Below are 20,869 nucleotides of genomic sequence, written 5' to 3' on the forward strand. Positions count from 1 at the left end.
ACCCAATGTGGCGTTCGGTGCGTCCCACGCACCGAACGCCACATTGGGACAGCCGGTCAGCGGCGGAGCAACAGGGACACGTCGCCGAACTCGTGCCACAGGTACCGGCGCTCCACCGCCGCGTCGTACGCGCGCTGGACCAGGTCGTGGCCCGCCACCGCCGCGAGCAGCAGCAGGTGGGACGCCTCCGGTGCGTGCAGGCCCGTGATGATGCCGTCGACCACCCGGGCCGGGCGGTCCGGGCCCAGCACCAGATCCGTCCACCCCTCGGCCGCGCCGTCGGCCGCCGACTCCAGCGCCCGGGCCGCCGTCGTGCCCACCGCGATCACGCGGCCCCCGCGCGAGCGGACCCACGACACCAGCGCCGCCGTCGTCGCCGGCACCCGGAAGCGCTCCGCCTGAGGCGGCTCGCCCGCCTCCGGCGACGACACTCCGGTGTGCAGCACCAGCGGCGCGAACAGCACACCGTCGGTGACCAGGCGCGTGACCAAAGACGCCGAGAACGGCCGCGCCGCCGAGGGCATCTCCGCGCTGCCCGGCTCGCGGGCGAACACCGTCTGGTAGTCCGAAAGCGGCCACGCGCGCGGCACGTACCCGTACCGGATCGGGCGGCCCACCGCCGCGAGGAACCCCGGAACCGGCCCCTCGGCCGACACCGCCGCACGCCAAAGCCGTGAGCTGCCCGGTGCGGCCGGGCCCAGCAGGGTCAGCGACGCGCCCCCCGGCAGCTCCAGGTGCTCCCCCTCCCGGCCGTCGAGCAACGGGCCCCCGGGCGCGCGCAGCTCGACGACCCAGGAACCGTCGTCGAGCGACGTCGAAAAGTGGACGACGACCGGACGGCCCCCTCGCCCAGCGTCGACCGCCGCCGGCAGCGTCCCGGACGTGTTCACCACCAGCAGGTCCCCGGGGAGGAGGTGCGACCCCAGGGAGGAGAACACCGTGTGGTGGACGCCCGAAGGCGAAGCGACCAGCAGGCGGACCTCGTCGCGTGCCACGCCGCGGGCCTCCGGTGGGGCCGACGCCGACAGCTCGTCCGGCAGGTCGAAACGGATGTTCATGCGCTCACCAGGAGGTCCGCGGCGCGGTAGCGGCCGCTGGGCGGGCGTTCGTCGAGCAGCCGCAGGAACGCCGGCACGGCCGACTCCGGCAGCGGCCGGTCCGAGATGTCCTCGCCCGGGAACGCGCGCTGGTGCATCGCCGTGCGCAGGTCGCCCGGGTCGACCGCGTACACCGCCAGGTCCGGGTGTTCCGCGCCGAGCACGGCGGTGACCTGGTCGAGCGCGGCCTTCGCCGAGCCGTAGCCGCCCCAGCCTTCGTACGCTTCGACGGCGGCGTCCGAGCTGACGTCGATGATCGTGCCCCGCGCCGCTCTCAACGCGGGCAGCAGCAGCTGCGTCAACGCGAGCGGCGCGAAGACGTTCACGCGGTAGACGTTTTCCAGCTCTGCCAAGGGATAGCGACCCAGCGGCGGCAGCGGGCTGGCGCCGAGCGAGCTGGCGTTGTTGACGAGCAGATCAAGGGCAGGACTGGCGTCGGCCAGAGCTGCGCGGTGGGCCGGGTCGGTGACGTCGCCGGGGACGGCCGTGAAGCCGGTTTCCCGGGCAGCGGCCGCGAGCGCGGCCGGGTCCCGGCCGTCGCCGACGACTGTCCACTTGCGACTCACCAGTGCGGCGGCCAGTGCTCGGCCCAGGCCCGCGGACGCACCGGTGACGAGTGCGGTTGGCATGGTTCCTCCTTCGAGGGGTACCACACCATCGTCAAACCTCTACATTACTTGAGGTCAACCCGGCGCCGGAGCAGGAAGTACGCTGCCAGCGAAACGACGAGCCCGACGTAGTACGCGAGATCCGCGCCGTGCAGCGCCGACGCGACCGGTCCGGTGTAGAGGGACGTGTTCATGAACGGCACCGCCGCCCCGAACCCGGCCACGAACGCCACGAGCGCCGCCCACGGCCGCGGGGTCGTCGAAGCCAGGACGTCCACGTGCCGCCCGCCGCGGGTCCGCGCGAGCCAGTCCGGGACGACGACGCCGAGGAACGGCGGGATCCAGTAGCTGACGAACAGCAGCACGTTTTCGAACTTCGCCGACAGGTCACCGCTGTGCATCCAAAGGATCAGCGCGAACGCGAGCACCGTGACGACCACCGCCGACACCGGGCGCCGCAACCGGACGCCGACGGTCTGCAGGGCCAGCGAGCCGCTGTAGTCGTTCATCGCGTTCGAAGACACCGCCGCGAGCGCGATCACCGCCAGCGCGAGGGCGCCCAGGAACCCGCCGCCGAGCAGGTTCGCGACACCGGCCGCCGTCTGGTCGCCCAGCGACGCCCCCAGGGCGAGCCCGAGGCCTTCGCCGATCGCGTAGGACGCCGTCAGGCCGAGCAGCGTCGCCAGGAAAACCGACCGCGACGACGTCCCGGCCGGCAGGTAGCGGCTGAAGTCCGACGCGTAGGGCGCCCAGGAGATCGCCAGCGACAACGCGATCGTCGTGAACAGCACGACACCGCCCGCCAGGTCGGCGCCCGAAGCGGTGTCGGCGGTGGCGATCGGGTGTCCGGAAAGGACCTTCACGGCGAGTGCGGCGAACGCGAGCACCAGCAGCACGCTCATCACCGCCTGCACGCGGTGGATCAGGGCGTACCCGAACACGCCGAGCGCGCACTGCAGCACCAGCACGATCAGCACCGCGGCCCAGAACGGCAGCCCGGTCAGCTCGGCGAGGGCCTCGCCGCCGAACAACCCGACCAGCGCGTCCCAGGCGATCGAGCCGAGCCACTGGACGAGCCCCGGCAGCACGACGCCGCCGCCGAAGGCCAGCCGGGCCAGCGGCAGCTGGCCGGTGCCGGTGCGGGGTCCCCAGGTGGACAGGTACGCCACCGGCAGCGACCCGAGCACGGTGCCGGCGAGCATCGCGGCCAGGCCCGTCCAGAACCCGAGGCCGAGCGACGCGGCGAGCGTGCCGGTGAACACCGCCGTCATCGTCAGGTTCGGCGCGAACCACACGCTGAACAGGCGCCACGGCCGCCCGAACCGGTTGCCTTCCGGCACCGGCGCGATGCCGTGGGTCTCGATCGCCAGGTCACGGCCGCCGGTGGGCATGCGCCCGCCGAAGACCTCCGCACCCAGGCTTCGTCCGCTCATGTCGTGCCTCCTGTCGCGATCACCCTAAAGCGCGGCCGCGTGGTGTAACGCGACGGCCCGAACGGGCGAATCACGGGGTGCCGTTGCCGGTCGCACACACCCGCCAGGATCGCCCGGCGCGGCTCACCGGGAGGGCTGCGTGGTCCAGCATCCGCGGACGCTCGCGATGACCGGCCTGCTGGCCGCCGGTTTCGCGCTCGGCGTCACCGCGTCGGCCCTGAAGGCGGCCGAGGGCAGCCACTCCGCGCTCGACACGGCGCTGAGCACCGCCACGGGGTTCCTGTTCCTGCTCGCCGGCGCGGTCGCGCACGTGCGGCGCCCGGCGAACCCGATCGGCGTGCTCATCGCGCTGGCCGGCGTCGCGCTGTTCCTCGAGGACCTGCAGTTCACCCCGGACCCGGTGCTCTACACGATCGCCGTGCCGCTGCGCGCCGCGTCCAGCCCGGTGATCGCGCACCTCGTGCTCGCCTTTCCCCACGGGAGGCTCCGGTCGCGCTGGGAACGGCTGCTCGTCTTCGCGGCCTACCTGGTGGTCCTCGGCACGGGCGTGGTCGGGCTGCTGGTCAACGACGACCCGCGCGACCTGCTGGCGATCTCGGCCGACTCGGCCGGGGGCGCGTTCGCCGACCGCGTGCTGGAGCTCGCCGCCACGGCGATCAGCGCCGGCGTGGTCGTCGTGCTGCTCTACCGGTGGCTGACCGGCCGGCTCCCGCAGCGGCGGCTGCTGTCGCCGGTGATCGTCATCGCGCTGGCCGGCGCGCTCGCGTCGGGTGTCGGCACGGCGCTCGGCGACGGGCACCCGCTGTCGGCGCCGATGCTGCAGGGGTACCGGATCCTGTTCTGCCTGTGGCCGCTGGCGTTCCTGACCGGCGTGCTGCGCGCCCGCGTCGGCAACGCCGAGATGATCCGGCTGCTGCTGGAGCGCGACGGCACCGGGCTGGCGGCGCTGGTGCAGGACGACGAGGTCTGGAAGGACAGCCGGTCGATCGACGCGCTGAACGCGGCGGCCGGGCTGGTGCTCGACAACCAGCGGCTGACCGCGGAGCTGGAGCAGCGGCTGGCCGAGGTGCGGGCGTCGCGGGCCCGGCTCGTCGCGGCAGGCGACGAGGAGCGCCGTCGCCTGGAGCGCGACCTGCACGACGGTGCCCAGCAGCGGCTGGTCAGCGTGGTGCTGCTGCTGCGGATGGCCGACCGCAGGCACGGCGGTGCACTCCCGGAAGAGGTCCGGGCGCTGCTGTCCGGCACGGTCGACGAACTGCAGACCGCGATCACCGAGCTGCGCGAACTCGCCCGCGGCATCCGCCCGGCGATCCTCACGGAGGCGGGGCTGGCCGCGGCGGTCCGGTCGCTGGCCGACCGCATCCCGATGGAGGTGGCGCTGTCGGTCGCCGAAGTGCCGCGGCTGGACTCGGCGGTCGAGGCGACGGCGTACTTCGTGACGTCGGAGGCGTTGACGAACGCCTTGAAGCACGCGCAGACCGATTCGGTGGACGTGCGGATCGCGGTGGCGGGCGGCGAGCTGCGGATGGAGGTGACCGACAGCGGCGTCGGCGGCGCGGACATCGACGGCGGCACGGGCCTGGCGGGGCTGCGCGACCGCGTGCAGGCCCTCGGCGGTGAGCTGGGCGTGGACAGCGGCACCGGCGGCACGACGGTCCGCGCCGTCATCCCGCTCGGCGAGGACCCCTGAACGCCGTGAAGGCCCCCTTACCGGCTTCTTGCGCCGGTAAGGGGGCCTTCACGGACCTCGAAAACTAGACGAGCAACAGGAACAGCAGCCCGTTGGGCGTGCCGAGACCCGTCACGTCGTCGTAACCCGGGGTCGTGTGGATGGTCAGACCCTGGTAGTCGAGCGTGCGCACCGAGGTGAGCAGGCCGTCCGAAGCGTCGACCGAGTTCGCGTAGTCGACGCGCTCCACCGCGGCGTCCACGTGCTTCACATCGCTGATCGCCGAGGTGCGGGAGGTCAGCTTGTAGATCACGGGGTTGATGAAGCCGTGGTGGAAGTGGTCGAAGCTGTCGGCCACCGCCATGATGCCGGCGAACACCGGCGACGCGAGGCTCGTGCCGCCGATCCGGTACTGGTCGTAGTAGGCGCCGTCCGGGAAGGTCTGCGTCTGGCCGACCAGGAAGCCGGTGTTCGGGTCACCGACCGCGGAGATGTCCGGGACGACCCGGCCCTTCTTGTGGCCTACCTGGTTCTTCGTCGACAGCGCGTCCGGCACGACACCCTTCTGGTAGAAGGGCTGCTCGAACAGGCGGCTGGTGCCGCCACCGGAACCGCTGGTGTAGTTGGCGGGACCGTAGACGCCGTTGGTCAGCGTCGACTTGCTGGTCTCCCAGCCGGTCTCGAAGATCCGCTTGCCGTCCTTGCCGATCGCGACGGACGTGCCGCCGACCGCGGTGATCCACGGCGCCGAGGCGGAGAAGTCCGGCGACGGCGTGCCGAGGCGCGCGACCTCGTCGCCGTTGTCACCCGAGGAGAAGTAGACGCCGATGCCCTCGAGCACCGCCTGCAGCGAGATCTGGTTGAACACCTTGACCTCGTCGGCCGGGATGTCTTCGCCGGTGTCGCCGTAGGAGTTCGACACGATGTCGGCCTTGTGGCCGGCGATCACGTAGTTCAGCGCCACGTCGAGGGCGTTGTCCTCGCAGGACTCCCCGCCGACGTACAGGATGTCCGCACCCGGCGCGAGACCGTGGGCGGCCTCGACGTCGAGGGTCTCCTCGCCGTACCAGCCCGCCGCGTCACACTGGTCCGGCGGCTCGAGGACCGGGTTCGCCGGGAAGACGTGCTGCTTGAACTGGCTCTGCTTCAGCGGGTGCTGCGGGTCGTTCTTCTTCGCGTAGGTGCTCGCGTCGGCGTAGATGGTCGGCGAGGCGAACGCGTCCACGATGGCGATCGTGGTGCCCTTGCCGTCCGCACCGACCTTGTCGACACCGTAGGCCGACCGCAGCTGCGCGGGGGTGTAGCCGCACGGGGCGTACGGCAGGTGCTTGCCGTTGTAGGCGGGGTCGGTGGTGTCGACCTTCTCGCCGTAGTACGCGCTGCACGGCCTCGCGTTGCGGAAACCGGGCCCGGGCGGGACGTCGGCCGGCGTCCCGGAGCCGGTGGCGTGGTCCGGCTTGAACAGGTTGGTCGCCTGGTCCACGCCGACGACACCGAGCACGTCGCTCGCCAGGTTCGCGGGCACCGACAGGTTCTTGTCGGCGGCGCGGAGGGTCTGGCCCTTGACGCTGTACTTGCCCAGCTTGACGTCGAACGCCTTCTGCGTCTGGTCGGCGGTGCCGGTGGCCTCGACGTAGGCGCGGTTCGACGGGATGTCGCCGATGCTGAACCCGCTGCCGGTCAGCCACGCCTTGACGGCGTTCACCGTCGCGTCGCTCGCGGCGAACCGGTCGCGCACCTGGTCGGGGCTGAGGTACTGGCGGTAGGTCTTGCTGTCCGGATCGGACACGGCCTGCGCCAGCGCCTCGGCACCGGCGTTGTCGCGCTGGTTCAGGTAGACCCGGAAGCTCAGCTTGGACGCGGGCGCCGTGTCGGCGACCTTCGCCTGCGCGTTCGCCCACAACGGGTGCGACTGCGGAATGTCGGAACGCCCCTGCGCCGACGCCGTCGCCGGCACGGCCGCGGTCAGGCCGCCGACCACCGCGAGCGAAAGGAGCAGGGTGGAGCTTCTTCGCACAGAAATCTCCCTCTCGAAAGCGGCCCCCAGGAAATGGGCCTGGAACACCGGACGAGACTAGATCGGTGTTCCGCTCGCGGGGAAGTACTTGCGGAACCGTTATCTGGTCGCGAATTCACGTGGTCGTGCCCGTGGTACGGAAATCCGATTTGTCGCACGGAAAACGCGAGGAATAGGCCTCGATGTGAGGTACGTCCGGTTCGTGCCCGTATTGCGGAACACGCGGGCCGGGCGCCCACCACCTACGAAAGTCGGTCGCTCCGTCCACTCCGGACAGTCCACGGGTGACGGCAGTTCGGCCGTCAGGGCCGCGCTTCGAGCCGCCGGTCCACCGCGGCCGGCGCGAACTCGGCCTCGACGACCATCGCCACCGCCCCGCCGAGCGCTTCACCCCGGCCGCCGATTTCGACGCGCAGGTTCTGCGTCGAGCGCGGCAGCGCACGCTGGTAGAGCACCTCGCGGACGCCGGCCACGAAGTGCGGCTCGGCGAGGTCGCCGGCGATCACCAGCACGCCCGGGTTGACCACGCAGACCAGCGTCGCCAGCACCTCCCCCACCTGCCGCCCGGCGGCCTCGGCGAGCCGCACCGCGGCCGGTTCGCCGGCCAGGATCCGCTCGCGGACGCCCGAGCCCGACGTCGTCGGCAGGCCCAGCTCGGTCAGGCGCGCGGCCAGCGCGCCCCCGCCGGCGACCGCCGCCAGGCAGCCGAGCGAACCGCACAGGCAGCGCGCGTCCGGGTGCCCGGGCAGCCGGACGTGCCCGATGTCGCCCGCCCCGCCGTCGACGCCGCGGTACACCTCGCCACCGATGACCAGCCCGGCGCCGATCCCGGTGGACGCCTTGACCACGACCAGCGCGGCCGTGTCCGGGTAGCGGGCGCGGTACTCGCCCAGTGCCATCAGGTTCGCGTCGTTGTCGACCAGCACCGGCGCGCCGAAGCGCGCGCCGAGGAAGGCGTCGATCGGGTAGCCGTCCCAGCCGGGCATGATCGGCGGCTGCGTGACCCGGCCGCGGCCGGGTTCGACGGGGCCCGGCACGGAAATGCCCACGCCGCACACCGGGCGGCCCACCTCGGCCAGCATCGTCTCGAACCACTCCGCGATCCGGCCGAGCACCGGCTCCGGGCCGTCGGCGACGCGCAGCGCGCCCGCGCGGTGGTCCAGCCGCCGTCCGGCCAGGTCGGTGAGCGCGGCCTCGGCGTGCATCGTGTCGACGCTCGCGGCGAGGACGACGGCGTGCTGGTCGTCGAACCGCAGCCGGTGGGCCGGGCGGCCACCGGTGGAGTCCTCCTGGCCGCCCTCGACCAGCAGACCGGCCGCCTGGAGCCGGTCCAGCCGCGCGGTGAGCGTGGTGCGGGACAGCCCGCTGCGGGCGCGCAGGGCTTTTCTCGTGGTCGCCTGCCCGGTCCTGACCAGCCACAACAGCTCACCGGCGCTCGTCGGCGTCGTCATCCGCACCCCCTCTCCGGTGTGGTCCGCATCATCCCAGTCTCCACTTTTGTCCATTGACAAGACATAAGTGGGAGATAGATTGGACACATGGACGTAACATGGGGGCGTGCGGCGGCGGTCCTGGACGCCAACTGGCTCGGCTCGTCGACCGTGCCCTCGCGCTCGCTCTACCCGCACCAGTGGAGCTGGGACTCGGCGTTCATCGCGCTCGGCCTGCGTCACCTTTCGCCCTCGCGGGCCCGGCGCGAGCTGCTGACGCTGTTCTCCGCGCAGTGGCGCGACGGCCGGATCCCGCACATCCTCTTCAACCCCGACACCCCGCCCGAGGCGTACTTCCCCGGCCCGGACTTCTGGCGCGCGCGGCGGACGTCGGGGCTGGTCCAGCCGCCGGTGCACGCGCGGGCGGTGCTGGCGGTGCACGAGACCGACCCCGACCGCACGTTCCTCGCCACGCTGTACCCGAAGCTGCGGGCCTGGCACGAATACCTGCGGACCCACCGGGACGCCGGCGGGCGCGGGCTCGCGGCGATCGTGCACCCGTGGGAGTCCGGGATGGACAACAGCCCGGCCTGGGACGGGCCGCTCTCGCGCGTCACGCCGTCGGCCGGGTTCGTCCGCCGCGACCTGCAGCACGGCGCCGCGGCCGACCGCCCGAGCGACGAGGACTACGGCCGGTACGTCCGGCTCGCCGCGGACTACCGGGACAGCGGTTACCAGGACCCGGGCGCCTTCGTGGTGGAGGACCCGGGGTTCAACGCGCTGTTCGCCGACGCCGAGCTGGCGCTGGCCGCAATCGCCGAGGAGCTCGGCCTGCCCGCGGCGGCCGCCGCGCACCGCGAAGCCGCGGCGCGCGTCGAGAAGGCGATGCAGGAAACGTTGTGGGACAACGGCTTCTTCTTCGCCCGAGACGTCCGGACCGGCGTCCGGACGCGCGAGTACACCTGCGCCGGCCTGCTGCCGCTGCTGCTGCCGGACCTGGCCGTCGCCCCGGCCCTGCTGGCGACGGCCACCGGCCCGCGGTTCCGGCTCGGGCGCGTGCACGGCGTCCCGAGCCACGACCTGACCGCGCCGGAGTTCGACCCGGGCCGCTACTGGCGCGGCCCGTCGTGGTCCAACGTCGGCTGGCTGGTCCGGCAGGGGCTGCTGCGCCACGGCGAGCACGCCCTGGCGTCACGCCTGCGGGACGACCTCGTCGAAACGGCCGCCCGGACGGACTTCGCCGAGTACGTCGACCCGCTGACCGGCGCCGGGCACGGGGCCCGCTCGTTCGGCTGGACCGCGGCGCTGACCCTGGACCTCCTGGCTCAGCCCGCCGCCGTCGCGTAGTCCGAGCCCAGCCAGGTCTCGTCGATCCGGAGCCGCTTGTAGCGCGTGCTGTCGCTCGACGCCGCGTACGTACTCGTCACCTGGAGGCGGACGTACCTCGCCGTCACCGCGGACAGGTCGACGAACTGGACCCCGCGATGGCTCGGGAGCGTGCCGGACTTCACCGCGCTGCCCCAGTTCTTGCCGTCGCTCGACACGAACACCTGGTACGCCTTGATCCGCGCGGACTGTTCCGTGTCCGACCGGGCGTAGCTGACCGAGTCCTCCCGCTGGTTGACGCCGAGGTACTGGACCTTCTTCGCCGACCCTAGGTCGTAGTCCAGGGTGACCGGCAAGGTCTTGTTGTTGTCGAAGTACGTCAGGTAGTCGCCGTCGCTCGCCGCCTGTCCACTGTGGCCGCCGGCGGACGCGCTCGCCTTGAGCGTCACCGACTTCGGGTCGTACGTGCCGGTGCGGCCGGCCGTCTCGACCTTGAACACCGTGTCGTAGGTGTCCCACCCGGACAGCCCGGTCAGCGTCAGGCTGCCGCCGCCCTGGCTGAACGAAATCGCCGCGCCGGTGCGGAGGTTCGAGACGCCACGGACGCGGTAGCCGTTGTCACGGACCTTCAGCGTGCTCCCCGACGGCTTGGTCAGGACGTGCACGTACTGCGTGTCCCCCTTGATCGTGATGACGCCGTGCGCGCCGTCGTTCCAGAAGCCCGGTTGCATGCCGCCGTACATGTACCCGGCGCCCTCGGTGCCGCCGAGGGACTCCCAGATCGGGCTCAGGTAGGTGTCGGCGAAGGTGTTGAACGCCTCCTGGTTCGACGGGAACCTGCCGTTCACCATCGCCGTCTCGGCCATCAGCGACTTGATCGACGAGCCCGAGTTCGTCACCAGACGTCCGATGTTCAGCGCCTTGTTCACCGCCGAGTTCGAGCCGCCGTACCACCACGAACCCGTGTCGGGCAGCTTGAAGCACGCCTCCGTCAGCCGCGGCATCGCCGTGTAGGTCGCCTGCGGGTAGTCGTAGGACGGCGACATGCCGGTCTTCTGCTCGTTGCTGATCGTGTCCATGATCGGCGTGTCTTCGTTGTTGTTGCTCAGCAGGTAGTCCGGTCGCTGCCGGTAGATCTGGGCGTACAGGTCGTGCGACTCCCAGTAGGCGTTGTCGTTGTCGATCCAGAACCCGCCGAGGTCCGGGTAGTTCTTCATGACCTCGAAGAAGTTGTCGTAGCTGAACTGGCCGAAGCCGTCCTGGCTGTCGAGGTTCACATTCTTGCCCTTGTACTTCGAGTAGCCGGCGGAGTCGAGCCACTCGTGGCCGCCTTCGTCGTGCCACTGGGCGTCGTTGGTCATGTAGAGGACGACCTTGAGCCCCCGGGGTTTCGCCGCGGCGATCAGCTCGCCGAGGAAGTCCCGCCTGGTGGTACAGCTGCCGGGGATCTTCGACGGCCAGGCGCGCGAGTAGCCCAGCCGGCTGTGGAACGACGCGAGCACGAGGTACGACGCGTGCAGCTTCTTGGCCTCGGTGACCCAGTAGGCGGGACTCCACCCGCCGTCGGTGATCGCCTTTTCCCAGGCGCCGCAACTGGTGTAGCCGGGCGAGGTGCGCATGCCCCAGTGCAGGAACAGGCCCGCCTGGCTGTCGCGCAGCCACTGCTGGGACGGCTTCTGCAGGTCGGCCGACGCCGGGGCGGCGACGAGCCCGGCCACCACCAGCATCGAAGCGCACGCGGCGAACACCCGGCGCAGAAATGTGCCTGACATGAGCGACCTCCAAGTGGTCTGGTCCACTCGGTGGTGTACTCCTGGCGTCCGGGCACGGTCAAGACTGAGATCCGACCTTTTCGCCGCGTCCCGACGGCCGGTACATCACGACTACCGCCAACCGGGTTAAATATCTGATATATGACACAAGAGATCCGATCTCTCTTGACTCGACCTCCCGAGGGCGAGTAGATGTTCTCCCCAGAGAGCGCTTTCGCTCCCTCCCACCGCTCCGGCGAACGGGCAGCACGCCGCGCCCCCCAGAGCTGGTCGGGATGCCGACGGACGGCGGATCGGCATCCCGGCCACCCATTCCGGGGCGGGGCACCGTCTCGAAGACGGTGCCCCGCCCCGGAACTGCCCGCTCCACCAGGGGCCCGTGCACGAAAGGACGTCGAATGTCCGAGCACTCCCTTCGCCCGACCCGGCGCGCGGTCCTGGCCGGCACCCTGGGCGCGCTGGGCGCCCTCGCCGCGGCGGGTCCCGTCGCGCGGGCGGCGGACCGGCTCCCCCCGATCGGCGGCGCGGCGGCGCCGGCGGACTGGTCCCGCGCCGTCATCGACTCGACGATGAAGCGCTACACCCCGGACAAGATCGGCGGCTGGGGCTACACCCTCGGGCTGTACCTCTACGGCCAGTACCTCTTCTACAAGCGCACCGGGGAGAAGAAGTACTTCGACTACATCGTCGCGTGGTACGACCGCTTCATCACCGACAGCGGCATCTCGAACAGCTTCACCAACCTCGACTCGATGCGCTCGTGCCAGATGCTGCCGCTGCTGTTCGCCGAGACCGGCCGCAAGAAGTACAAGACGGCGGCCGACCAGCTGCGCAAGCGGTTCCCGGCCTACCCGCGCACGTCCGACGGCGGCATGTTCCACGCGACCGGCAAGGTCGGCCAGCTGTGGGGCGACGGCGTCTACATGGCCCAGCCGTTCCTCGCGCTGTACGGCGCGGCGTTCGACGACGGCGGCTACTGCTTCGAGGAGTCGGCGAAGAACCTCGCCGTCTCCTTCAGCCACCTGCGCGAACCGGCGAAGGGCCTGCTCTACCACGCCTACGACGAGGACGGCTCCGAGTCGTGGGCGTCCGGGGCCGGGCACCACTCGAAGTACCACTGGGCGCGCGCGATCGGCTGGTTCGGCATGGCGGCGATCGACATCCTCGAGGTGCTCCCCGCGAACCACCCGCGGCGGGCGGCCCTGATCGACATGGTCCGGTTCCTGGCCGCCGGCTATGAGCGCTACCAGGACGCGGCGACCGGCCGCTGGTACCAGGTCGTCGACCGCGGCGGCGAGGCGAAGAACTGGCTGGAGACGTCGGCGTCGTCGATGTACACGTTCACCCTGGCCCGGGGCGTCGAACGCGGTTACCTGCCGGCGTCGTACCAGGCGGTGGCGGACCGCGGGTACGCCGGCGTGCTTCGCAAGGTGTCGGTGGGCTCGGACGGCCTGACGAACATCACGGACATCTGCGAGGGCACGAACGTCGGGGATCTGCCGTACTACTACGGCCGGGCCCGCAAGACGAACGACTTCCACGGCCTGGGCGCGTTCCTCATCATGAACGAGCAGTACCGGCACTGACCTCGAGGCGCGCCGCAGAAGGGGCCCCGGCTCACCGGCCGGGGCCCCTTCGTGTGTGACGGAGGCCGGGACTCGCGTGATCGAGCACGGAACTCGCGTGCTTGAAGCCGGAACTCGCGAGGTACGGCTCCGATCACGCGAGTTCCGGCTTCGATCACGTCGGCTACGGGTTACGTCAGCAGGTCGAGGTGGAGCCTGACGCGGTCACCCGCAGGGCCGAGCCCGACGTGGTCGCCGAGTTCTTGACGCAGTAGCCCGTCACCGTCTGGAACCCGACGTCGAACGGGCTCTTCGCGCCCTTCTCCGCCGTGAAGTGGTCGAACGTGATGTCCGAGCTGTTGTTGACGATGCTCGCCGGCCGGCCGTCGTCCTTGGCGAACTCCACCGAGCTGTCGACGAACCGGACGCCGGACGCGTAGTGCAGGTACCAGCCGTAGGACGGCCGCGTCCCGATGCTCTTCGGGTTGTAATCCGAGGCGTCGTTGCTCGGGACACCCGTGCCCATCGGGCCGTTGCCGCCCGGGACGTTCAGCTTCACGCCGGTGAACGTCACGTCCGAGACGCGGTGGGTGCTGTCGGCACCCCAGATCGTCGGGCTGAAGTTGGTGCCCGTGTGCGCCCCGGTGACGGTGTCGAACGTGATGCCGCCGATCGAGCCGACACCCGGCTGGTTGCCGCACCGCTTGCGCGTGCCGATCTTCATCATGATCGGCGAGTACGTGCCCGACATCGTGATGTTGCGGTAATGCACGTCCGAGATCTTCGCGCCGTCCATCGAAACGATCCCGATACCGGATTTGTGCGCACCGGTGATCGTGATGTCCGAGAACTGGTAGCCGGTGAAGTCACCGCACGTCTCGGAACCGAACATCAGCGCGTTGCAGCAGACCGCCGACAGTTTCGCGTTGTTCACCGTGACGTTCCCGTTCGGCAGTTTCGCACCGAGCGCGTAGTCGCTCTTGAACACGAGTGCGTCGTCGTTGGCCGCGATGGCGACATTCGTGATCTTGACGTTCGTCGTGCTGATGATGTTCCAGCCGTCGCGGTCGCTCGCGGTGTCGATCGTCAGCTTGTCCGAGACGACGTTCGTGCAGCCGTTGATCAGCGCCGCGAAATGACCGCCGCGGCGCAGCTTGATCCCGGACAGCGTGAGCCCGTCACAGCGGGTGAGCGAGAGGATCTTGTCGGCTTCGCCGGACTTCGGGTTGCCGGTGATGAGGTTGCCGCCGCCGTCGATCGTGCCGGCGCCGGTGAACCCGATGTTCGTCAGCTTGTCGCCGAAGAACATCGCGTCGTGGAAGTGGCTGTGGCCGTAGTCCTGGTAGTCGTCCCACTGGTTCGGCTCGGCCTTGTCGTAACTGTCCGCACTCGACCCGGTGATCGTCGCCCCCGCGTCGAGCTGGATCGTCACGTTGCTCTTCAGGTGGACGGTGTCGGCCGATTTGTAGGTGCCCGAAGTGAACCGGACGGTGCCGCCGCCCGCCGCGTTGGCCGCCGTGATCGCCTTGTCGATGGCGCCGGAATCGTTGGTGGACCCGTTCCCCTTGGCGCCGTAGTCCTTGACGTCGTAAACGCCGCCGGGTGCGGCGGCGGACACCCCCGCACCGGCCACCACCAATGCCGCGACCGCGCCGGAGATCAGCAAGAACCTTTTCACCTTGGAACCGCCTTGTCATGGATTCGAGAAAGCTCGGCATGACGGCGGAGCACTCAGCCTACGAGTGCCGAGAGCGGGGTGTCAAGATCGCCGGAAAAGCGCGGAAAACCCATTCCGTCCGGGCCCTGGGGGGACCCGCGCCACCCCCAGTCGGACGCGGGTCCCCCGGTGTTCGGTGTGGCCGGAAACAGCAAGGGCACCGGGGCCGGCTCCGGTGTCCTTTCAGGATTTTCGCAGTCTACCTTCGGAGAGCCCGGGGAAACCGTGCGTCCGTCATGGTCCGGACCATGAATTCGTCATGACCCGGGCGGCTCAGGCGAACCCTACTCCGGACGTCAGCAAGTGGAACGCCCGTTCGGCCGCCGCGACGGCCACCGGCCGGCGCCGGGCCGCGGGGACACCGGCCGCGACCGCGTCCATGTTCGCCGTGGCCAGCGTCCGGCGGACGGCCGCGATCTGCGCGGCGGCCAGCCCGGCGTCGGGCGACGGGACGCCGGCCTCCGCGAGCGCGGCGGCCAGCGCCGCCTCCCCCGCGGAGGTGAACTCCGCCAGCCGCGCCCCCAGCGCCGGCGTGCCGGTGACCAACCGGAACACCGTGAGCACGTCGGGCTCGTCGCACAGGCCCGTCACCGGCGATCGCTCCTCGAGCCCCCGCAGGAACGCCTCGCGCAGGGCCGCCAGCGCGCCCTGCCCCGGCCGGCGGCCGCGGACGACGTCCGCCGCGCCGGTCTCGTGGTCGGCGAACCGGTGCAGCACCAGGTCCTCCTTCGTCGGGAAGTAGGCGAAGAGGGTCCGCTTGGACACCTCGGCCACCCTCGCCACCTCGGCGACCCCGACGGCGTCGAACCCGCGGGCGGTGAAGAGCCCGATGGCCGCCGTCGAGATCGCCGCCCGCGTGCGGAGCTTCTTGCGCTCCCGCAGGCCCAGTTCTTCGGTCATGTCACGCAGCGTAGCGCTACGCCTCAGACTTTCTGCAGGCCAGGCTTACCCGCTTGCACTACGTAGCTGACGTCGTTCTTGATCACGACCGACGCCGGGTCGTAGACGCTGGTGTCGGAGGTGGTCATGAAGTCCGCCCGCATCTGCGCCGGCGTGGTCGTGACGCGGACGTAGCCGCGCTCGCCCTTGCAGTACTTGATGTGCGGGTTGTTCGCCAGCCAGGCCGCACTCGGCGGGGTCGCGGTGTCGCTGTTGCTCGTCACCGACGTCGTGACCAGCTCCGAGCCGATGAGCGGGTCGCTGTGGTCGAAGTAGTCGAGCCGCAGGTCGGCGGCCCAGTGCCGGTGGACGTCGCCGGTCAGCACGACCGGGTTGGCGACCTTCCGGTCGACCCAGCCCTTCGCGATCCGGTCGCGTGAGGCCTCGTAGCCCTGCCAGGAGTCCGGGCTCTCGCAGGTGGCCTTGTCGCCGTCGCCGTCCCGCGTGGCGAAGAAGACCTGCTGGCCGAGGAAGTCCCAGGTGGCCGGGTGCGACTCGAACTGCTTGAGCAGCCACGCTTCCTCGGTGCTGCCCAGGATGCTGCGCGCGGTGTTGCGCATGTCGGTGCAGGCCGGGCCGGCCGAGCCGGACGGGTCGGCCACCTGGGCGTTGCGGAACTGGCGGGTGTCGAGCATGTGGAACCGGGCGAGGTTGCCCCAGACGAACTGGCGGTACAGCTGGATCGAGGCGCCGTTCGGCTTCGCGGTCGAGCGGATCGGGGTGTGCTCGTAGAACGCCTGGAACCCGGCGGCCTTGCGCGCGGCGGACGCGGGCGAGGTGGTGCCGTTCCAGTTGTTCATCACCTCGTGGTCGTCGAACACGACGATCCACGGCGCGATCGCGTGCGCGGCCTGCAGGTCGGCGTCGGTCTTGTGCTGGCCGTGCCGCGCCCGGTACAGCGCGAGCGTGGTCGCGTCGTCGGCGACGGCGAGGCTGCGCGGGTTGCGCTCCGCCGCGGCGCGGCCCGACTTCTTCTCGTAGATGTAGTCGCCGAGGAACAGCACCAGGTCCGGGTCGTCGGCCACCACGCCCTTGTACGCGTGGTAGTAGCCCTCCTCCCAGTGCTGGCAGGAGGTGAAGCAGTACTTGAGCTGGTTGACCGCGGCCCCGGCGGCGGGCGCGGTGCGCGTGCGGCCGACCGGCGAGAGGTAGCCCGAGCTCTTGAACCGGTAGAAGTACTCGCGCGCCGGCTGCAGCCCCACGGGTTCGATGTGGACGCTGTGCGCGGACGCGCGGACCGCGTTCACCGAGCCGCTCTGCACGATCGAGCTGAACGCCTCGTCGTTCGCGATCTCCCAGTCGACCGCGTAGGTGGCGTCCGGCATGCCGCCGTAGCCGTCGGCGTTCAGCGGCGCCGGCGCGAGTCTCGTCCAGAGCACCACGCTGTCGGGAAGCGGATCGCCGGAGGCGACGCCGAGCTGGAAGGGGTCGTGGATGGTGGGCGCGGCGGCCGTGGTGCGGGCGTTCGCCCAGGACGGCAGCGCCGCCGACGCCGCGGTGGCGGTGACCGCGGCGAGCCCGCCGAGCAGGACCTTGCGCCGGTTGACCTGAACCATGTCGGAAATGCCTTTCGGGGAAGGGGAGCCGCGGTCAGGCCGCGAAGTCGGTGATGCCGTCGGAGCAGGACTTCAGGTCGGGCTTGGCGGTCGTGTAGTTCGCGACGCAGACCTTGTAGAACACCCAGCCGCCGTGCGGGACCGTGACGGCCTTGTCGACCTTCGTGCCCTCGCCGCCGGAGTTCCAGACGTAGAACGGCCCGGCGCCGCCCTTGAGCCAGTACGCGACGACGGCCGAGTAGCCGTCGGCATCCGTGTCGTAGACCAGGAAGTGCGAGTCGGACGAGCGGTACTGCGCCTCGCCCGCGCACGCGTCGGCGCACTGGCCGCTGCCCGAGCCGACGCCGCAGTCGGGCGCGATCCGCTGGTCCGAACCGGTGTAGACGTAGGTGTCCGAGATGTACCCGCCGAGCGCGGGCACGTAGTCCCACAACGTGCCCGTGCCGTAGGTCCCGGTCACCGACGAGCCGGTGATCTGGCAGTCGATGGTGACGGACGCGCCGTTCGCGACGGTCTTGACGGCCGTGGCTCCCGCGGTGGGTGCCCGGCGGACGTTGAGCGGGTCGCCCGCGGTCTTGACGGTGCCGGTCGCCGCGGCCGACGCGGTGGCCGCGCCACCCACCGCCAGCGCGCCGACCGTCGCGAGGACGGCTCCCATTCCGGCCATCCGCCGGAGGTTCGAACGCTTCATGGCGGGAGCGTGACCCGGGCTCGTACACGAGCCGTACAAAGCGCCCACGGGCCTGCGCAGACACTCCGAATGGATCTATCCCCCGAGGTCGAACGGGCCATAGCATCCGGCTATGGGGGAACTCATCGGGCAGGTTGAGGCCACCTCGCTTACCATCCGCGTCCTCGGTCCGCTGGAGGTCACCGCCGCCGGGCGGGTGATCCCGCTCGGCGGGCCGAAGCCCCGGCTGCTGCTGGCCGCCCTGGCGCTGCAACCGAACGTCGTCGTGTCCGCCGACGTGCTGGTCGAGGTGCTGTGGCCGCAGGCGGCCCCGCGGTCGGCCGCGGCGAACATCCGCACGTACGTCCATTCGCTCCGAAGACGGTTCGCCGAGCTCGACCCCGACCTCGGCGAACGGATCAGCAGCCGGGCCTCCGGCTACCTGCTGACCGCGTCGCCGGAAGAACTGGACCACCTCGCCTTCACGGCCTTGGCCGGCGAAGCGCAGGAAGCGCTCGACCGGGCCGACGCCGAGAGCGCTCTCAAGCTGCTCGACCGGGCCGACGCGCTGTGGCGCGGCGAAGTCCTCGAAGGACTCCCGCACGACCACAGCTGGGGCGCGACCGTCGCCCGGCTCACCGAGCTCCGCCTGTCGGTGCAGGAGCAGCGCCTGCGGGCGCGGATCGACCTCGGCCGCTGCGGCGAAGCCGTCGCCGAGCTGCGCGGCCTGGTCACCGAACACCCGCTGCGCGAAGAACTGTGGGCGCAGCTGATCGTCGCGCTGCGCGCCGCCGGCCGGACCACGGACGCCGTCGAGGCGTACGAATCGGCCGAGCGGGTGCTCCGCGAGGAGCTCGGCGCCGAGCCGGGTGCCCGGCTGCGGGAGCTGCGCGCGACGCTGGTGTTCGAAAACGTGCCCGCTGCGCGCCCGGTGGACTTCGTCCCGGTCTGCCAGCTGCCGCTCGACCTGCCGGACTTCACCGGCCGCGACGACGTGCTCCGCGAGGTCGCCGGCCTGATGCGCGAGCGCGCGGCCTCGGGCACGCCCGCGGTGGTCGTGCTCTCCGGCGCCCCCGGTGTCGGGAAGTCGGCGGTCGCCGTCCGGGTGGCGCACGCGGTCCGCGACGACTTCCCCGACGGCCAGCTGCACGTCGACCTGGCCGGCACGTCGTCGTCGCCGCGGGCACCGATGGGTGTGCTCGCGGAACTGCTGCGCGCGCTGGGCATCCCGGACGCCGGCCTGCCGCGGGAGCCGGCCGAACGCTCGGCGCTGCTGCGCTCGCGGCTGGCCGGGCGGCGGATGTGCATCGTGCTCGACGACGCCGGGAGCGCCGCTCAGGTGCGGCCGCTGCTGCCCGGCGCCGGAGCCTGCGCGGTGCTGGTGACCAGCCGGATCCGGCTGCCCGGGCTCGCCGGGGCGACACCGGTGGACGTCGACCTGCTGCCCGAGGCCGAAGGCGCACGGCTGCTGGAGGGCATCGTCGGTGCCGAGCGGGTGGCCGCCGAGCCGGAGAGCGCCGCGGCGATCCTGCGCCAGTGCGGGCACCTGCCGCTGGCGATCCGGGTGGCCGGCGCGAAGCTGACGCACCGGCCGGGCTGGACGCTGCGGCTGCTGGCCGACCGGCTGCGCGACGAGCACCGGCGGCTCGACGAGCTGCGCGTCGGCGACCTCGCCGTCCGCGCGAGCGTGACGCTCTCCTACGACCTGCTGCCGATGTCGGCGGCCACGGCGTTCCGCGGGCTCGGGCTGCTCGGGCCGGTGCAGTTCCCGCCGTGGGCGGTCGCGGCCGTGCTGGGCCGCCGCGACGCCGAGGACGTCCTCGACGTGCTGGTCGACGGCCACCTCGTCGAGCTCGTCGGCTCCGACCCGGCCGGGCAACCGCGCTACCGGCTGCACGATCTCTTGCGCGTGTACGCGGTGGAGCTGGCGGAGCAGAGTGACGCGGCGAAGACGCGTGCGGCGCTTCGGCGAGTCCTCGAGGGGTACCTGGCCCTCGCGTTGGAAGCCGCGCGCCGGATGCCGCTGCACTTCTTCGGCATGTACCGCGACGACGAGCTGCCGCGCCCGGCCGTGCCCGCCGACGTCCTGCCGGACGATCCCGCCGCGTGGTTCGCCGCCGAGCGGCACACGAGCGTCGCGGCGGTTTCCTTGGCGGCCGAGCACGGCTTCGACGACCTGGCCTGGCAGCTGGCCTCGGCGCTGACGCCGTACTTCGACCTGCGCGGCCACCAGGACGACTGGCACAGCACGCACACGATCGCCCTCGAGGCGGCCCGCCGCACGGGTTCGCTGCGCGCGGAGGCGATCGTGCAGCGCAACCTCGGCCAGTACCTGCTCTACCAGGACGAGTACGCCGGATCGCGGGTGGCGTTCGCGGAGTCGAAGGCGCTGTTCGAGCGGGTCGGCGACGCGCAGGGCGTGGCCATCGCGCTCACCGGGCTGGCCACGATCTCGCGCATCGACGGCGAGGACGGCCTGGCGCTCGACCACTGCCACGAAGCGCTGAAGCTGTTCGCGGAGGAAGGCGACCCGAACGGCGAAGCGGTGGCCCGCCTGGGCGCGGGCGCGGTCTGGATGTCGCGCGGTTGCTACGCGGCGGCGAAGCGCTGGTTCACCGACGCCCTGGAGCTGTCGGCGGCGATCGGCGACCGCCACCGCGAGGCGCACGCGTACAAGCGGCTGGGGTTGCTGTTCCAGCACCAGGGCAACCTGGCGGCGGCCCGCGAGCACGTCGACCAGGCGATCGCGATCTTCACCGAGCTCGGTGACGACCACTGCGTCGGGTACGCGAACCAGAACCTCGGGGAGCTGTGTCTCCACAGCGGGGACTTCGCGCACGCGCAGCTGTTGCTGGTGAACTCGCTTGCGGTGCACCGCCGCAACGGGGACCGGCGGTCGGAAGCCGAGGTGTCCCAGCTGCTCGGTGAGCTGCACCGGGCGTTGGCGCAGCCGGAGCGGTCTCGCGACTATTCGGAGCGGGCGCTGGCGATCTGGCGGGAGCTTTCGAGCCGGCCGCCGGAGCCCGTGACCTCGGTGGAGGAGCCGCCGCACATCGTTTCGGCCTGACGG

At 71.3% G+C, this 20,869-nt stretch carries 14 protein-coding genes; 4 read left to right on the plus strand and 10 right to left on the minus strand.

Annotation, left to right across the window (positions count from 1 at the left end; translation table 11 throughout):
* Positions 1 to 56 precede the first annotated feature (56 nt).
* The 3 genes from QRX60_RS03115 to QRX60_RS03125 are packed head-to-tail and all read right to left on the minus strand — an operon-like array spanning position 57 to position 3,138.
* A complete protein-coding gene (locus QRX60_RS03115; RefSeq protein ID WP_285999286.1) occupies positions 57 to 1,058 on the minus strand; it encodes an S-adenosylmethionine:tRNA ribosyltransferase-isomerase in 1,002 nt (333 codons plus the stop codon).
* Positions 1,055 to 1,726, minus strand: coding sequence for an SDR family NAD(P)-dependent oxidoreductase (locus tag QRX60_RS03120; RefSeq protein ID WP_285999287.1), 672 nt, complete (start codon positions 1,724 to 1,726; stop codon positions 1,055 to 1,057). The genes QRX60_RS03115 and QRX60_RS03120 overlap by 4 nt, the downstream gene beginning before the upstream one ends.
* 44 nt (positions 1,727 to 1,770) lie before the next feature.
* Complete coding sequence (locus tag QRX60_RS03125; RefSeq protein ID WP_285999288.1) at positions 1,771 to 3,138, minus strand: purine-cytosine permease family protein; 1,368 nt, start codon at positions 3,136 to 3,138, stop codon at positions 1,771 to 1,773.
* Between the two features lie 166 nt (positions 3,139 to 3,304).
* On the opposite strand from QRX60_RS03125, the gene QRX60_RS03130 reads away from it, so the two are divergent.
* Complete coding sequence (locus QRX60_RS03130; protein ID WP_286003485.1) at positions 3,305 to 4,828, plus strand: sensor histidine kinase; 1,524 nt, start codon at positions 3,305 to 3,307, stop codon at positions 4,826 to 4,828.
* A gap of 64 nt (positions 4,829 to 4,892) precedes the next feature.
* Here QRX60_RS03130 and QRX60_RS03135 read toward each other — a convergent pair whose 3' ends face one another.
* Both QRX60_RS03135 and QRX60_RS03140 read right to left on the minus strand, forming a co-directional pair.
* Positions 4,893 to 6,824 (minus strand): S53 family peptidase, encoded by a 1,932-nt coding sequence (locus QRX60_RS03135; protein WP_285999289.1) that lies wholly within the window; start codon positions 6,822 to 6,824, stop codon positions 4,893 to 4,895.
* 302 nt (positions 6,825 to 7,126) lie between these two features.
* Complete coding sequence (locus tag QRX60_RS03140; RefSeq protein ID WP_285999290.1) at positions 7,127 to 8,275, minus strand: ROK family transcriptional regulator; 1,149 nt, start codon at positions 8,273 to 8,275, stop codon at positions 7,127 to 7,129.
* 87 nt (positions 8,276 to 8,362) lie between these two features.
* Between QRX60_RS03140 and QRX60_RS03145 the strand changes: the two genes are divergently transcribed.
* Positions 8,363 to 9,601 (plus strand): MGH1-like glycoside hydrolase domain-containing protein, encoded by a 1,239-nt coding sequence (locus QRX60_RS03145; RefSeq protein ID WP_285999291.1) that lies wholly within the window; start codon positions 8,363 to 8,365, stop codon positions 9,599 to 9,601.
* Here the strand turns inward: QRX60_RS03145 and QRX60_RS03150 are convergent.
* Positions 9,580 to 11,352 carry a discoidin domain-containing protein gene (locus QRX60_RS03150; protein ID WP_285999292.1) on the minus strand — a complete coding sequence of 591 codons (1,773 nt, stop codon included), beginning with the start codon at positions 11,350 to 11,352 and terminating at the stop codon, positions 9,580 to 9,582. The two genes, QRX60_RS03145 and QRX60_RS03150, sit on opposite strands and share 22 nt — an antisense overlap.
* 398 nt (positions 11,353 to 11,750) lie before the next feature.
* Here QRX60_RS03150 and QRX60_RS03155 point away from each other — a divergent pair, with 398 nt between their 5' ends.
* On the plus strand, positions 11,751 to 12,938 hold the full coding sequence (locus tag QRX60_RS03155) for a glycoside hydrolase family 88/105 protein (protein WP_285999293.1): 1,188 nt from the start codon (positions 11,751 to 11,753) through the stop codon (positions 12,936 to 12,938).
* Positions 12,939 to 13,113: 175 nt separating this feature from the next.
* On the opposite strand, the gene QRX60_RS03160 is transcribed toward QRX60_RS03155, so the two are convergent.
* The 4 genes from QRX60_RS03160 to QRX60_RS03175 all read right to left on the minus strand — a co-directional run bounded on the left by QRX60_RS03160 (position 13,114) and on the right by QRX60_RS03175 (position 17,820).
* Positions 13,114 to 14,595 (minus strand): glycoside hydrolase family 28 protein, encoded by a 1,482-nt coding sequence (locus QRX60_RS03160; protein WP_285999294.1) that lies wholly within the window; start codon positions 14,593 to 14,595, stop codon positions 13,114 to 13,116.
* 312 nt (positions 14,596 to 14,907) lie between these two features.
* Entirely contained in the window at positions 14,908 to 15,534 is a 627-nt protein-coding gene (locus QRX60_RS03165; protein WP_285999295.1) for a TetR family transcriptional regulator, read from the minus strand.
* A 23-nt stretch (positions 15,535 to 15,557) separates the two neighbouring features.
* Positions 15,558 to 17,129, minus strand: coding sequence for an alkaline phosphatase D family protein (locus QRX60_RS03170; RefSeq protein WP_285999296.1), 1,572 nt, complete (start codon positions 17,127 to 17,129; stop codon positions 15,558 to 15,560).
* 34 nt (positions 17,130 to 17,163) lie between these two features.
* Entirely contained in the window at positions 17,164 to 17,820 is a 657-nt protein-coding gene (locus tag QRX60_RS03175) for an SH3 domain-containing protein (protein WP_285999297.1), read from the minus strand.
* 112 nt (positions 17,821 to 17,932) lie between these two features.
* Here QRX60_RS03175 and QRX60_RS03180 point away from each other — a divergent pair, with 112 nt between their 5' ends.
* Positions 17,933 to 20,866 carry an AfsR/SARP family transcriptional regulator gene (locus QRX60_RS03180; RefSeq protein WP_285999298.1) on the plus strand — a complete coding sequence of 978 codons (2,934 nt, stop codon included), beginning with the start codon at positions 17,933 to 17,935 and terminating at the stop codon, positions 20,864 to 20,866.
* Positions 20,867 to 20,869 lie beyond the last annotated feature (3 nt).

The organism is Amycolatopsis mongoliensis (assembly GCF_030285665.1).
In the GTDB taxonomy this organism is placed as follows: domain Bacteria; phylum Actinomycetota; class Actinomycetes; order Mycobacteriales; family Pseudonocardiaceae; genus Amycolatopsis; species Amycolatopsis mongoliensis.